General features: G+C 65.0%; 10 protein-coding genes and 1 pseudogene. 3 read left to right on the forward strand and 8 right to left on the reverse strand.

What is annotated here, in order from left to right:
- The 6 genes and pseudogenes from DIE23_RS39805 to DIE23_RS34715 all read right to left on the reverse strand — a co-directional run.
- Positions 1-652 (reverse strand): annotated as a pseudogene (locus DIE23_RS39805) (hypothetical protein); the annotation flags it as partial.
- A gap of 276 nt (positions 653-928) precedes the next feature.
- A complete protein-coding gene (locus DIE23_RS34695; RefSeq protein WP_124616823.1) occupies positions 929-1,939 on the reverse strand; it encodes a HoxN/HupN/NixA family nickel/cobalt transporter in 1,011 nt (336 codons plus the stop codon).
- A 172-nt stretch (positions 1,940-2,111) separates the two neighbouring features.
- Positions 2,112-4,223, reverse strand: a complete 2,112-nt coding sequence (fusA, locus tag DIE23_RS34700) for an elongation factor G (protein ID WP_124616825.1) — start codon at positions 4,221-4,223, stop codon at positions 2,112-2,114.
- A gap of 217 nt (positions 4,224-4,440) precedes the next feature.
- Entirely contained in the window at positions 4,441-4,941 is a 501-nt protein-coding gene (locus DIE23_RS34705) for a DUF192 domain-containing protein (RefSeq protein ID WP_124616827.1), read from the reverse strand.
- Between the two features lie 160 nt (positions 4,942-5,101).
- Complete coding sequence (locus DIE23_RS34710; protein WP_080599357.1) at positions 5,102-5,317, reverse strand: hypothetical protein; 216 nt, start codon at positions 5,315-5,317, stop codon at positions 5,102-5,104.
- Between the two features lie 288 nt (positions 5,318-5,605).
- On the reverse strand, positions 5,606-6,184 hold the full coding sequence (locus DIE23_RS34715) for a pseudouridine synthase (RefSeq protein WP_124616829.1): 579 nt from the start codon (positions 6,182-6,184) through the stop codon (positions 5,606-5,608).
- Positions 6,185-6,457: 273 nt separating this feature from the next.
- Here DIE23_RS34715 and icd point away from each other — a divergent pair, with 273 nt between their 5' ends.
- Together icd and DIE23_RS34725 are read left to right on the forward strand one after the other, a co-directional pair.
- Positions 6,458-7,714, forward strand: coding sequence for an NADP-dependent isocitrate dehydrogenase (gene icd, locus DIE23_RS34720; RefSeq protein WP_124616831.1), 1,257 nt, complete (start codon positions 6,458-6,460; stop codon positions 7,712-7,714).
- 279 nt (positions 7,715-7,993) lie between these two features.
- Positions 7,994-10,222, forward strand: a complete 2,229-nt coding sequence (locus tag DIE23_RS34725; RefSeq protein WP_124616833.1) for an NADP-dependent isocitrate dehydrogenase — start codon at positions 7,994-7,996, stop codon at positions 10,220-10,222.
- A 129-nt stretch (positions 10,223-10,351) separates the two neighbouring features.
- On the opposite strand, the gene DIE23_RS34730 is transcribed toward DIE23_RS34725, so the two are convergent.
- On the reverse strand, positions 10,352-10,576 hold the full coding sequence (locus tag DIE23_RS34730) for a hypothetical protein (RefSeq protein WP_124616835.1): 225 nt from the start codon (positions 10,574-10,576) through the stop codon (positions 10,352-10,354).
- A 701-nt stretch (positions 10,577-11,277) separates the two neighbouring features.
- Between DIE23_RS34730 and DIE23_RS34735 the strand changes: the two genes are divergently transcribed.
- Positions 11,278-12,876, forward strand: a complete 1,599-nt coding sequence (locus tag DIE23_RS34735; protein WP_124616837.1) for a multicopper oxidase family protein — start codon at positions 11,278-11,280, stop codon at positions 12,874-12,876.
- A gap of 178 nt (positions 12,877-13,054) precedes the next feature.
- Here DIE23_RS34735 and DIE23_RS34740 read toward each other — a convergent pair whose 3' ends face one another.
- Complete coding sequence (locus DIE23_RS34740) at positions 13,055-13,258, reverse strand: cold-shock protein (protein ID WP_004196460.1); 204 nt, start codon at positions 13,256-13,258, stop codon at positions 13,055-13,057.
- Positions 13,259-13,775 lie beyond the last annotated feature (517 nt).

Consider the following 13,775-nt stretch of genomic DNA (forward strand, 5'->3'; position numbering starts at 1 on the left):
CACCACCGGAAGAACCACCACCAGAAGAACCACCACCGGAAGAACCACCACCGGAAGAACCACCACCGGAAGAACCACCGCCGGAAGAACCACCGCCGGAAGAACCACCGCCGGAAGAGCTGCCACCGGAAGAACCGCCACCGGAGGACCCACCATCCGAACCCCCGCTGCCCGCTGCATTGCCGCTGCGGCCTGTGCCACCCGAGCCGCTCGTACCGCCTGCTGTACCGCCGACCCCTGCGGGCCCGACGGCGCCGTTGCCGTTGTTTCCGCCGCTGCCCTGGCCGCCGCCGCCGGTGGTCCCGCCGGCACCGTTGCCAGCGTTGCCACCGATACCGCCGCCGGCGTATACGCGCACTGCGCAAGCGGCCGGGTTGGCCGCACATGACGATGCATTCTCGGCCAGCATCATCACTGCGTTCGCGCCGGCGTCTGCATCTGCATTGGCGGCGCTGTCAGGCGCCGCGCTCTGCTCGACCTGGACCGGTGGGGGAGTGGAAGTGCCGTCAGCCGGCAGCGCAGTAACCGGAGCGACGGTGGTCGTGTCCTGCGCGACGGCATACGAGCAGCAGCACGCAATCGCGGCTGCGGCCAGCAGGGTCATGCGACAGCACCGTCCCGCCGCACGGGACAGTTGTTTCGTTGTGCTCATCATTGGTCTCCCGATGTGCGCGATGCCCCGCCACGCGCGTCCATCAACGTGTGATGCAGGGGACCAGCAACGATGCGTTGTCGTTTCGACGGCCGACGAGTGTCCGACCGGCGCCGGCCGCGAACACGAATCGGCACGCGGGCCCGCCGTGCGAATCCCTAGTTGCGAGATTCGTGCCACCGGCCGGCTACGCCCGTGGCGCAAGGCGCGCGCGTACCGTGCGGCAGCGCCCGAAACGCCGTTGTGAGCTTTTTGTTTCTGAGATGAAACGTCTGACTACACCTCGCGCGCCGGTGTGTCGGCAGCGCGCAGCCAGCGATGGCAGAGGATCGACGTGATCCAGGCGACGAGAAACAGCGCGACGATGCCGTAACCGATCGCGCCGAAGCGCTCGCCGATTGCATCGAGCGCATCGCGTACGGGGCCCGTCAGCGAGAGCTTGTCGGTGAGCAGGTCGGCGGCCTCGATCCCGCCGACCGCCAGCGCGACGGCCGCCGACAGCAGCGTGACGTTATAGAGCAGCTTGCGCCGCGGGTCGTCCATCGCCCATCCGTACGCATGAATCATCAGCATATTGTCGGTAGAGTCGATCAGCGTCATGCCGGCCGCGAACAGTGCGGGAAACAGCATGACCGCATGAACCGGCAGCGCGTGGCTCGCCTGCGTGGCCGCGATCGCGAGCAGCGCGATTTCTGTTGCAGTATCGAAACCGAGGCCGAACAGCACGCCGACCGGATACATGTGCCAGCTTTTCGACACGAACCGGAACAGCGGGCGCAGCAGCCGCGACACGAGGCCGCCCAAGCGGTGCGTGTGCGCGGCGCCGTGAGCAGCATCCGGCGCGTTGCGATAGCGCCGCCACACGTTGCGCAGGATCACCAGGTTCATGCACGCGAGCACGAGCAGGAAGGTGGCGGACACCGCCGTGCCGATCGTGCCGCCGATCTCGCGGAATGCGTCGAAGCGGTCGCGCAGCGCGAACGTACTCAGCGCGATGCCAAGCGTCGCGGCGACCACGATCGTCGAGTGGCCGAGCGAGAAGAACAGGCCGACCGTCACCGGACGCTGGCCGTCCTGCATCAGCTTGCGCGTCGCGACGTCGATCGCGGCGATGTGATCGGCGTCGACCGCATGACGCAGCCCGAGCCCGTATGCGATCGCCGCGGTACCGAGCAGCAGCGGATGGTCGCGCAGCACCGCGAGCGCCCACAGCCAGGCGGCGACGTTCGCCGCGATCAGGCTGGCATAGAGCATCAGCAGGCGGCGCAGGGCAGGGGTGGGCGACATCGGGCGTATCCATCTGACGAATCGAGATGCATTGTGTCATGCGAAAATAAGCCCGACGTGCCGATCGAAAAGGATGTGGGCGGCCCGCGCCGATCCGGCAGGCGGACGAAAAAAAGCCCGTCCGGTTCCGGACGGGCTTCGACATGCCGTGGCAGGGCGCAATGCCCGGCGCTTACTTCACTTTCGCGTTGATCACGGCTTCCGACACGTTCGCCGGCGTTTCCGCGTAGTGCTTGAACTCCATCGTGTAGGTGGCGCGGCCCTGCGTCGCGGAGCGCAGCGACGTCGAATAGCCGAACATCTCGGCAAGCGGCACTTCGGCGCGCACCAGCTTGCCGCCGCCGCCCGCGATGTCCTCCATCCCCTGCACGATGCCGCGCCGGCTCGACAGGTCGCCCATCACGTTGCCCATGAAGTCCTCGGGCGTCTCGACCTCGACGGCCATCATCGGCTCGAGCAGTACCGGCTTCGCCTTGCGCATGGCTTCCTTGAACGCCATCGAGCCGGCCATCCGGAACGCGTTTTCGTTCGAGTCGACGTCGTGGTACGAGCCGAACGTCAGGTGCACCTTCACGTCGACGACCGGGTAGCCCGCGAGCACGCCGCTCTTCAGCGTTTCGGTGATGCCCTTGTCGACGGCCGGGATGAATTCGCGCGGAATCACGCCGCCCTTGATCTCGTCGAGGAACTCGTAGCCCTTGCCGGGGTTCGGCTCCAGCGTGATCACCGCATGCCCGTACTGGCCGCGCCCGCCCGACTGCTTGACGAACTTGCCTTCGACATCGGACGCCGTCGTGCGCACCGTCTCGCGATACGCGACCTGCGGCTTGCCGACCGTCGCCTCGACGCCGAACTCGCGCTTCATCCGGTCGACCAGGATTTCGAGGTGCAGCTCGCCCATCCCCGAGATGATCGTCTGGCCGGATTCCTCGTCGGTCTGCACGCGGAACGACGGATCTTCCTGCGCGAGGCGGTTCAGCGCGAGGCCCATCTTTTCCTGGTCGGCCTTGGTTTTCGGCTCGACGGCCTGCGAGATCACCGGTTCCGGGAATTCCATCTTCTCGAGGATGATCGGCTTGGTCGGATCGCACAGCGTGTCGCCCGTGGTCGCTTCCTTCAAGCCGACCGCCGCCGCGATGTCGCCCGCGCGCACTTCCTTGATTTCCTTGCGCTCGTTCGCGTGCATCTGCAGGATCCGGCCGAGTCGCTCCTTCTTGTCCTTCGTCGCGTTCAGCACCGTGTCGCCCGATTCGACGACGCCCGAATACACGCGGAAGAAGATCAGCTGGCCGACGAACGGGTCGGTCATGATCTTGAACGCGAGGGACGAGAACGGCTCGTCGTCGCTCGGGTGACGTTCGGCCGGCTTTTCCGGATCGGCGAAGTCGTGGCCGAGGATGGCCGGTACGTCGACCGGCGACGGCAGGTAGTCGATCACCGCGTCGAGCATCGCCTGAACGCCCTTGTTCTTGAACGCGCTGCCGCACAGCATCGGCACGATCTCGTTCGCGATCGTGCGTCGGCGCAGCGCGGCCTTGATCTCGTCCTCGGTCAGCGATTCATGGTCGTGCAGGTACTTCTCGAGCAGTTCCTCGCTGGCTTCCGCGGCGGCCTCGACCATCTTCTCGCGCCATTCGTGCGCGAGCTCGACGAGATTCGCGGGGATATCCTCGTACGTGAACTTCACGCCCTGGCTTTCGTCGTCCCAGACGATCGCCTTCATCTTCACGAGATCGACGACGCCCTGGAAATGATCTTCCGCGCCGATCGGAATCTGGATCGGCACGGCGACGCCCTTCAGGCGCTCGCCGATCTGGCGCTGTACGCGGAAGAAGTCCGCGCCGACGCGGTCCATCTTGTTGACGAACGCGATGCGCGGCACCTTGTACTTGTTCGCCTGGCGCCACACGGTTTCGGACTGCGGCTGCACGCCGCCGACCGAGTCGTAGACCATGCACGCGCCGTCGAGCACACGCATCGAGCGCTCGACCTCGATCGTGAAGTCGACGTGCCCGGGGGTGTCGATGATGTTGATCCGGTGTTCCGGATAGTTGCCGGCCATGCCCTTCCAGAAGGCCGTGGTCGCAGCCGACGTGATCGTGATGCCGCGTTCCTGCTCCTGCTCCATCCAGTCCATCGTGGCCGCGCCGTCGTGCACTTCACCGATCTTGTGGCTCACGCCGGTGTAAAACAGGATGCGCTCGGTCGTCGTGGTCTTGCCGGCATCGATGTGAGCGCTGATCCCGATGTTGCGATAGCGCTCGATGGGGGTTTTGCGGGGCACGTGAACCTCCTGGTGGTTCGGATCGTAAGCGGACCGGCTGCACCGGCCCGGGCTAAAACAAGCGAGATTTAAAGCATAGCGCTTGTCCGTGGCTTTTGCAGATGCGGGCAGCGATTGCCGAATCAAGGCGGGTGCAGCCGCCGGCGGGCAAAAAAAAACCGGCGCGCATCGGGCGGCCGGCTTCGGTCGACGCGCGGCGGCGCCGCGGAATGCGTCGTTACTGGGGCTTGGGCAGCCCGTCGAGCTTCATGCCCGGCTTGATGCCCTTCGCCGCGAACCAGCCCTTGCTCATTTCGAGCGCATAGACGCCGTTGTTGCGCGGGCAGTGGTTGTCGGTCGTCTCGGCCTTCATCTCGTCGATGTCCGTGATCGTGCCGTCCGCGCGAATGAACGCGATCGACAGCGGGATCAGCGTGTTCTTCATCCAGAAGCAGTGCACGGCGTTCTCGTTGAACACGAACAGCATGCCTTCGTTCGGCGCGAGCTGCGACCGGTACATCAACCCTTGTTCGCGGTCGGCGTCGTTCGCGGCGACGGCCGCGTCGATCACGTACATGCCGGCGCGCAGCTTCACGTGCGGGAACTCGCTCGGCTGCTTGGCGCCGGGCGGCATCTGCGCGTGGGCGGTCTGCATGCCGAGTGCGAGGACGGCGAGCGCGGCGGGAAACACGGCGGCGCGCGCAAGGCGGCCGAGCGACGAGCGCAGGGAGAATCGCACAGCAGGGCTCCTATCGGGAAAACAAGAACCGCATGGTACGCGAAGCACGCAGGCGGGCACAAAAAAGAAAAAGGCAGATCGCCTCGCGGTGATCTGCCTTTCAACGCCGTAAGAACGGCAAGACTGCGTGTTCTTGACTGCGTTATTACAACCAGCTTGCTTAGTTCGAAGCAGCTGCCGGGGCTTCGGCTTCGCTAGCAGCCTTCTTCGCTGCGTGGTGCTTCTTCGCAGCGTGGTGCTTCTTAGCGTGGGCCTTCTTTGCCGGTGCCGAAGCAGCTGCCGGAGCAGCAGCCGAAGCAGCTTCCGGAGCCGAAGCTTGTGCGAAAGCAGCCGTTGCGAAGAGACCAGCGACCAGAGCGGCGATCAGTTTGTTCATGTTGTGTTCCTCAGCTTTAGTTAATTAACCAAATGACCCGGCATAGGAGTCATGACGTCTAACGGTGCCATCCACCTTTCGGTTGACAGACGCTTCGAGAAATTTCTCATTGCGCTGCGGGCGCCGAATCGTATTCGAAGAAAACGTCGCTTTCGTGACGCAAACACGGAAATACCGGTTCGGCTGCCAATGCCGGATAGCTCAGGGTGGCATCTGCGTGGTTTAACGCGCGATCTTCGCAGGCGGTTGACGAAAAAGATGACGAAAAATTCGCGCGTCCCGAATTCGTCATTCGGCGCGTGCGAAACCGTCCCACGGCGCGCGCGGCGGCAGCGCGATTGTTTCACCCGGTGCAATGCCGAGTGCGAATATGTCAAGCGCGCCAATGCCGACGCGCACGAGACGCAACGTCGGGAAGCCGATCGCGGCCGTCATCCGGCGTACCTGTCGATTCTTGCCTTCGGTGATTGCGAGTTCGATCCACGTGGTCGGGATCGCGGCGCGGTAGCGGATCGGCGGGTTGCGCGGCCACAGCGTGTCGGGCGGTTCGATGAATTCGGCGCGGCACGGGCGCGTCACGTAGTCGCCGAGATCGACGCCGCGCGCGAGCACCTTCAGGTCGGCCGGGCCCGGCGCGCCGTCGACCTGCGCCCAGTAGCGCTTGACAAGCTTGTGGCGCGGCTCGGCGATGCGCGCCTGCAGCGCGCCGTCGTCGGTGAGCAGCAGCAGGCCCTCGCTGTCCGCGTCGAGCCGGCCGGCCGGGTAGACGCCGGGCGTTGTTACCCAGTCGCCGAGCGACGGCCGCGTCTCGTGCGCGGAAAACTGGCAAATCGTGCCGAACGGCTTGTTGAGGGCGATCAGGGTCATGGCGGGGCGCCCGCCCGGCGTGCCGCGGGGAAGCGGGGCGGGCGGTCTATGGCAAATGGCGGAATCTTAATGCATAATACGGAACGGCAAGTCATCTGTCTTATATAAGACATAAGGGACGACTTGATACGCAACGTCGCGCTTCGTGCCGCCGGCCCCGGTTGGGGCGCTAGAATAGCGGCTCGCTGTTGCCGTCACGAAGGTGGCAAGGCCACCTCGCCGCGCGCAGTTTCGACCAGCATCACCTGCTCAGCCACGTCACTGGAGTCGATCATGCCGTATCAGCACATCAAGGTTCCGGAGGGCGGTGACAAGATCACCGTCAACAAGGACTTCTCGCTCAACGTTTCCGATCAGCCGATCATTCCCTATATCGAAGGCGACGGTACGGGCTTCGATATCACGCCGGTCATGATCAAGGTCGTCGACGCGGCGGTCGCGCATGCCTACAAGGGCAAGCGCAAGATCCACTGGATGGAGATCTTCGCGGGCGAGAAGGCGACGAAGGTGTACGGTCCGGACGTGTGGCTGCCGGACGAAACGCTGCAGGTGCTGAAGGAATACGTGGTGTCGATCAAGGGGCCGCTCACGACCCCGGTCGGCGGCGGCATCCGTTCGCTGAACGTCGCGCTGCGCCAGGAACTCGACCTCTACGTGTGCCTGCGTCCGGTCCAGTATTTCAAGGGCGTGCCGTCGCCGGTGCGCGAGCCGCAAAAGATCGACATGGTGATCTTCCGCGAGAACTCGGAAGACATCTACGCGGGCATCGAATGGGCCGCGGGCTCCGAGCAGGCAAAGAAGGTCATCAAGTTCCTGCAGGAAGAGATGGGCGTGAAGAAGATCCGCTTCCCCGAAACCTCGGGGATCGGCGTCAAGCCCGTGTCGACCGAAGGCACCGAGCGTCTCGTGCGCAAGGCGATCCAGTACGCGATCGACAACGATCGCAAGTCGGTCACGCTGGTGCACAAGGGCAACATCATGAAGTTCACGGAAGGCCTGTTCCGTGACGCCGGCTATGCGCTCGCACAGAAGGAATTCGGCGGCGAGCTGATCGACGGTGGTCCGTGGATGCGTGTGAAGAACCCGAAGACGGGCAACGAGATCGTCATCAAGGATTCGATCGCCGACGCGTTCCTGCAGCAGATCCTGCTGCGTCCGGCCGAGTACGACGTGATCGCGACGCTGAACCTGAACGGCGACTACATCTCCGACGCGCTGGCCGCGCAGGTCGGTGGCATCGGGATCGCGCCGGGCGCGAACCTGTCGGATTCGGTCGCGATGTTCGAGGCGACCCACGGCACCGCGCCGAAGTATGCGGGCAAGGATTACGTGAACCCCGGTTCCGAGATCCTGTCGGCGGAAATGATGCTGCGCCACCTCGGCTGGATGGAAGCGGCCGACACGATCATCGCCGCGATGGAAAAGTCGATCCTGCAGAAGCGCGTCACGTATGACTTCGCGCGCCTGATGGAAGGCGCGACGCAGGTGTCGTGCTCCGGCTTCGGCGAAGTGCTGATCGAGAACATGTAAGTCCCCTTCCGGGGTAGGCCGGCGGACAGCCGGCCGCCCCGGCGCCTACTGCCGGCGCTGGGGCGTTTCATGAACGGCAGATTTGTTGGCAGGCGGTCCGGCATGCGGGCCGCGGCGCCGCGACGCGGCCCGGGTGCCCTGCAAGGTAGAACATGACGGCCCTCGCAACACCACCGCCCGGCTAGCCGGCACGCCCCTTTCGCGATCGACCCGGTCGCTCCCCGCCGGTTACCGCCGGCGCTCCTCAGTCCCAAATTTTCACGTAGCAACGCATCGACCATGTCCACTTCGCCCAAGATCATCTATACCCTCACCGACGAAGCGCCCGCGCTCGCGACCTATTCGCTGCTGCCGATCGTCAAGGCCTTCACGCGCTCGTCGGGCGTCGCCGTCGAAACGCGCGACATCTCGCTCGCCGGCCGCATCATCGCGGCATTCGCCGACGTCCTGCCGCCGGAGCAGAAGGGTTCCGACGATCTGGCCGAACTGGGCCAGCTCACGCTGAAGCCGGAAGCGAACATCATCAAGCTGCCGAACATCAGCGCATCGGTGCCGCAGCTCAAGGCAGCGATCGCCGAACTGCAGGCGCAGGGCTACAAGCTGCCGGCGTATCCGGAAGAGCCGTCGACCGATGAAGAAAAGGCCGTCAAGGCCCGCTACGACAAGATCAAGGGCAGCGCGGTGAACCCGGTGCTGCGCGAAGGCAACTCCGACCGTCGCGCGCCGCTGTCGGTCAAGAACTACGCACGCAAGCACCCGCACAAGATGGGCGCATGGAAGGGCACGTCGAAGGCGCACGTCGCGCACATGACCGAAGGCGACTTCTACGGCAGCGAGAAGTCGGCGCTGATCGCCGATGCCGGCAGCGTGAAGATCGAACTCACGACGGCCGACGGCGTGAAGAAGGTGCTGAAGGAAAAGACGGCCGTGAAGGCCGGTGAAGTCATCGACGCCTCGGTGATGAGCCGCAACGCGCTGCGCAGCTTCATCGAAGCGCAGATCGCCGACGCGAAGGCGCAGGACGTGCTGTTCTCGGTGCACCTGAAGGCGACCATGATGAAGGTCTCTGACCCGATCCTGTTCGGTCACTTCGTGTCCGTGTTCTACCGCGACGCGCTCGCGAAGCACGCGGACGTGCTGGCGCAGGCCGGCTTCAACCCCAACAACGGGATCGGCGACCTGTACGCGCGCCTGAAGGACCTGCCAGCCGACACGCGCGAAGCGATCGAAGCCGACGTCAAGGCTGAATACGCAGCGCGTCCGCGCCTCGCGATGGTCAACTCGGACAAGGGCATCACGAACCTGCACGTGCCGAGCGACGTGATCGTCGACGCATCGATGCCGGCGATGATCCGCGATTCGGGCGGCATGTGGGGCCCGGACGGCGAACTGTATGACGCGAAGGCCGTGATTCCGGACCGCTGCTACGCGGGTGTCTACCAGGCCGTGATCGAGGACTGCAAGGCGCACGGCGCATTCGACCCGGTCACGATGGGCAGCGTGCCGAACGTCGGCCTGATGGCGCAGGCGGCCGAGGAATACGGTTCGCACGACAAGACGTTCCTGATCCCGGCCGACGGCGTCGTGCGCGTCACCGACGAAGCCGGCAACGTGCTGCTCGAGCACGCGGTCGAGTCGGGCGACATCTGGCGCATGTGCCAGACGAAGGACGCGCCGGTGCAGGACTGGGTCAAGCTCGCGGTGAACCGCGCCCGCGCGACCGGCGCGCCGGCCGTGTTCTGGCTCGACCCGGCACGTGCGCACGACGCGCAGATCATCGTGAAGGTCGAACGCTACCTGAAGGATCACGACACGAACGGCCTCGACATCCGCGTCATGACGCCGGTCGACGCGACGCGTTTCTCGCTCGAGCGCATCCGCGCGGGCAAGGACACGATCTCGGTCACGGGCAACGTGCTGCGCGACTACCTGACCGACCTGTTCCCGATCATGGAACTCGGCACCAGCGCGAAGATGCTGTCGATCGTGCCGCTGATGGCCGGCGGCGGGATGTTCGAAACGGGCGCGGGCGGCTCGGCGCCGAAGCACGTGCAGCAGTTCGTCGAGGAAGGCTTCCTGCGCTGGGATTCGCTCGGCGAATTCCTCGCGCTGGCCGCGTCGCTTGAACACCTCGGCAACGCTTACCAGAACCCGAAGGCGCTCGTGCTCGCGAAGACGCTCGACCAGGCGACCGGCAAGTTCCTGGACGAGAACAAGTCGCCGGCGCGCAAGGTCGGCGGCCTCGACAACCGCGGCAGCCACTTCTACCTGTGCCTGTACTGGGCGCAGGCGCTGGCCGAGCAGACCGAGGACGCCGCGCTGAAGGCGCAGTTCGAAGGCGTCGCGAAGTCGCTGTCCGACAGCGAAGCGCGCATCCTGGAAGAACTGTCGGCCGCGCAGGGCAAGGCGCAGGCGATCGGCGGCTACTACCGTCCGAACGTCGAGCTGACGAGCCAGGCGATGCGCCCGAGCGCAACGCTGAACGGCATCGTCGACGCAGTCGCCTGACGCCGGCCGCGCCACCGCGCGCGCCACGGCAGCGGCGGCAGCCGATGCGGCGGGCCTGACGGCTCGCCGTCCCGCCGAAAATGAAAACGCCCCGGTCGCCCGGGGCGTTTTTCGTTGCAGGCGTGTCATTCAGACGTGAACGATTTCCCATTCGGAGATTTCGTGCGGCACTTCGAGCGTGGCCGTATCCAGTTCGGACAGTTGCTCGCAGTCGCCGCGGGAGATGTGGTCGGCCGCCACTTCCGGGCACGAGAACGCGCCGAGCAGAGCGTTGCCGAACGTCGCTTCCCAGCCGCCGTTACCCGGCAGGATGTAGAACGACCCGAGCGCTGAACCAAAGCGAAATCCCTTCATTTCCGTTCTCCCTTTTTGATCACAAGCGATTCTGTTGTGCCGCCCGCCGGCGCGTCCGGCTGTGGCCCGACTGGCTGCTTGCGCCGGGTTCCGTATCGAACGTCGTGGCGAAGCGTCAGTGCATGGAACAAAGTCTACGTCCGTGACCGCGTCCGATGGTGCGCGTAGAACGCTTTCTCGAAACAAAAAATATCAAATAAAAACAATGCATTGCGTGCGACGTTTTGTATTGCGGAACGTTTTTTGGCATCGCGAAACAGCAAATTTGTGCCGTGCACCACGAATTTTTACAACGCAGAGACTTATTCCGCATCGTGAAAAATTGACGGGTTCACGCGTTGGCGGCGCGCGATGTGCCGATGGCGGGATGAACGGCGAGGGTGAATCGTCTCGACCGGGCGTGGCGATAGCGGGCGGCGAACGCTGCCGGTCGGCCCGATCGGCGTGAATGCAGTGGGGCGTCGCGGCGCCGGGAGACGATCGAAAACGCGTGACGAACGGAACCTGGTCCGTCCGACCGGCCGCGCGCTGCGTCGTATCGACGCTCGCCGGTTGTTGCCGCGTTTCGGCCGGGGGCTACGGTTATGATGACGCGGGCATCAGGTTTTGCGTCGCGCACGCGGGCTTCCCCGTGCCAGCCGGCGCGCGCGTCGCGACGGCCGCGCGACGCAGCACGAATAACGAATAACGAGGAACGATTGATGATACGGAGAACCTTCCTGTCGCACGCCATCGGCGTCGCGGCCGCATCGCTGTTTGCGCGCACCGCCTGGGCGCAGCATGCCGGTCACGCGGGCATGGCCGGCATGGATCAGATGGACGACATGCCCGGCATGTCAGGGATGGCGGACCACGCGCAGCACGCGAAGGCGGCGCCGGCCGCGCTCGCGGCCGCCGATGCGCTGCCGGCCGGCGCGCCGCTCGCGTCGCTGCGCACGCTTGCGAACGAAAGCCGCGAGCCCGGCACGTTCCGCGCGACGCTGGTCGCACAGCCGGTCGCGCGTCCGATGCTGCACGGTGCGCGTCCGACGACGTTCTGGCAGTTCGGCGCGGGCACGCAAGGGCCGGTGGTCGGCCCGCTGATCGACGCGCGCGAGGGCGACACGGTCGAAATCCGCTTCGTGAACAAACTGCCGCAGCCGTCGACGATCCACTGGCACGGCCTGCCGGTGCCGCCCGACCAGGACGGCAACCCGTCCGATCCCGTCGCGCCGGGCGCGGCGCGCGTGTACCGGTTCACGCTGCCAAAGGGGAGCGCCGGTACTTACTGGTATCACCCGCATCCGCACATGATGACCGCCGAGCAGGTGTTCCGCGGGCTGGCGGGCCCGTTCATCGTGCGCGCCGCCGACGATCCGCTCGCCGCTTGGCCCGAGCGCAACCTGTTCGTGTCCGACCTGAAGCTCGCGCGCGACGGCACGATTCCGCCGAACGACATGATGGACTGGATGAACGGCCGCGAAGGCCAGTTCGTGCTGGTCAACGGTGCGCGCCGGCCGCGGATCGACGTCGCGAGCGACGAGCGCTGGCGCGTGTGGAACGCGTGCAGCGCGCGCTACCTGCGCGTCGCGTTCGACGACGGCCGGGCATTCGAGCAGGTCGGCACCGACGGCGGGTTGTTCGAAGCGCCGCGCCGCGTGACGTCGCTGCTGCTCGCGCCGGGTGAGCGCGCGGAACTGCTGGTGCGTGCCGGCGACCGCGCGTCACGCGCGGTGCTGCAGGCGGCCGAATACGACCGCCGCAAGATGGCGATGTCGCACGACGACGGCCACGGCAGCCTGCCGCCCGATCCGGCGCTGCCGCTCGCCGACGTCGCGTTCGCGCCGGCCGCCGCCCGTCCGCTGCAGGCGACGCTGCGCGCGGTGCCCGCGCTCGGCGAACCGGTCGCGCACAAGGAAGTCGCGTTCGGCGAAGAGATGGATATGGACGCGATGATGAACGGCCCGGCGCATGGTCGCCCGGCCGGGATGCGCTTCACGATCAACGGCGCGACCTACGCACCGCACCATGCGACGCTGACGAGCCGCCGGGGCGACGTCGAACGCTGGACGATCCGCAACGCCACCGACATGGATCACCCGTTCCATTTGCACGGCACGCAATTCCAGGTGATCGAGCGCGCATCGGACGGCACGCGCACGAGCGAACCGTTCCGCGCGTGGCGCGACACCGTGAACGTGCGCAGCGGCGAGACCGTGACGATACTCGTCACGCAAGACATGCCCGGCGAGCGCATGTTTCACTGCCATATTCTCGAACACGAGGATCTCGGCATGATGGGCACGCTGAAGGTCGTGTAACGAGTATCGAATATGTTTCACGCGTAAGACGGCATTCGATCTGCGCGTGTAACAAGACAATATGTGTTCAATTATCGGGATTGAACGAAAAGGCCGGCCAATCGAATTAACGAGTGGCCGGCCTGAATAAAAAGAAACCCGGCGCAATGCCGGGTTTCTTCGTCCGATATCCGGTGCCTTACGCGGCCTGGATGTTCGACGCTTGCTTGCCCTTCGGCCCTTGAACGACCTCGAAGCTCACCTTCTGGCCTTCCTTCAGGGTCTTGAAGCCCTGCATGTTGATGGCCGAGAAGTGCGCAAACAGATCTTCACCGCCCTCGTCGGGAGTGATGAAACCGAAGCCCTTCGCGTCGTTGAACCACTTAACGATACCAGTTGCCATTTTCCTACTTCCCCTGTCACACAGTCGCTGCTACTTACCACGAGCACGCTCGAAAAGCTAAACGACCGGAAATTACAGCCGTTCCCCCCTCACAAGCTCACCTTCGGCCTCTTTCATTTCCCCAACCGGCGAGTTGAAAAAAGTGCCAGCTTGATTGTTGGCGCTCTTTATTTGAGTGTCAAGCGGAATTTTTAGGCGGTTAGAGGGCCGTTGTAAAGAACCCATTTTCAGGGTTTCTCCGGCTTTGCTTTGCAGCATGCCGCCGAGCGCGCGGACTTGAAAAGTCGCATAATCGGCTCATATACCAGGCTCGAGTGACACGCGATCGAGTCGTCCCGGCTTGTGGGATACTGGGCGCGGATACGACGTCCGGTGCAGTTTCCCCCTGACGGTTCGTGTTCCGCGCCACGCGTGAAAGCCGGCACCGCAGCCGGCTTTCGTATGGCACGAAGACGATCGCGGGTCGTCGGGAACCAGGGAGGGCGCCGGCCGGTCGGTCGGGTAATGGCAGGATTGC

It is taken from the genome of Burkholderia sp. Bp9143 (assembly GCF_003853645.1).
In the GTDB taxonomy this organism is placed as follows: domain Bacteria; phylum Pseudomonadota; class Gammaproteobacteria; order Burkholderiales; family Burkholderiaceae; genus Burkholderia.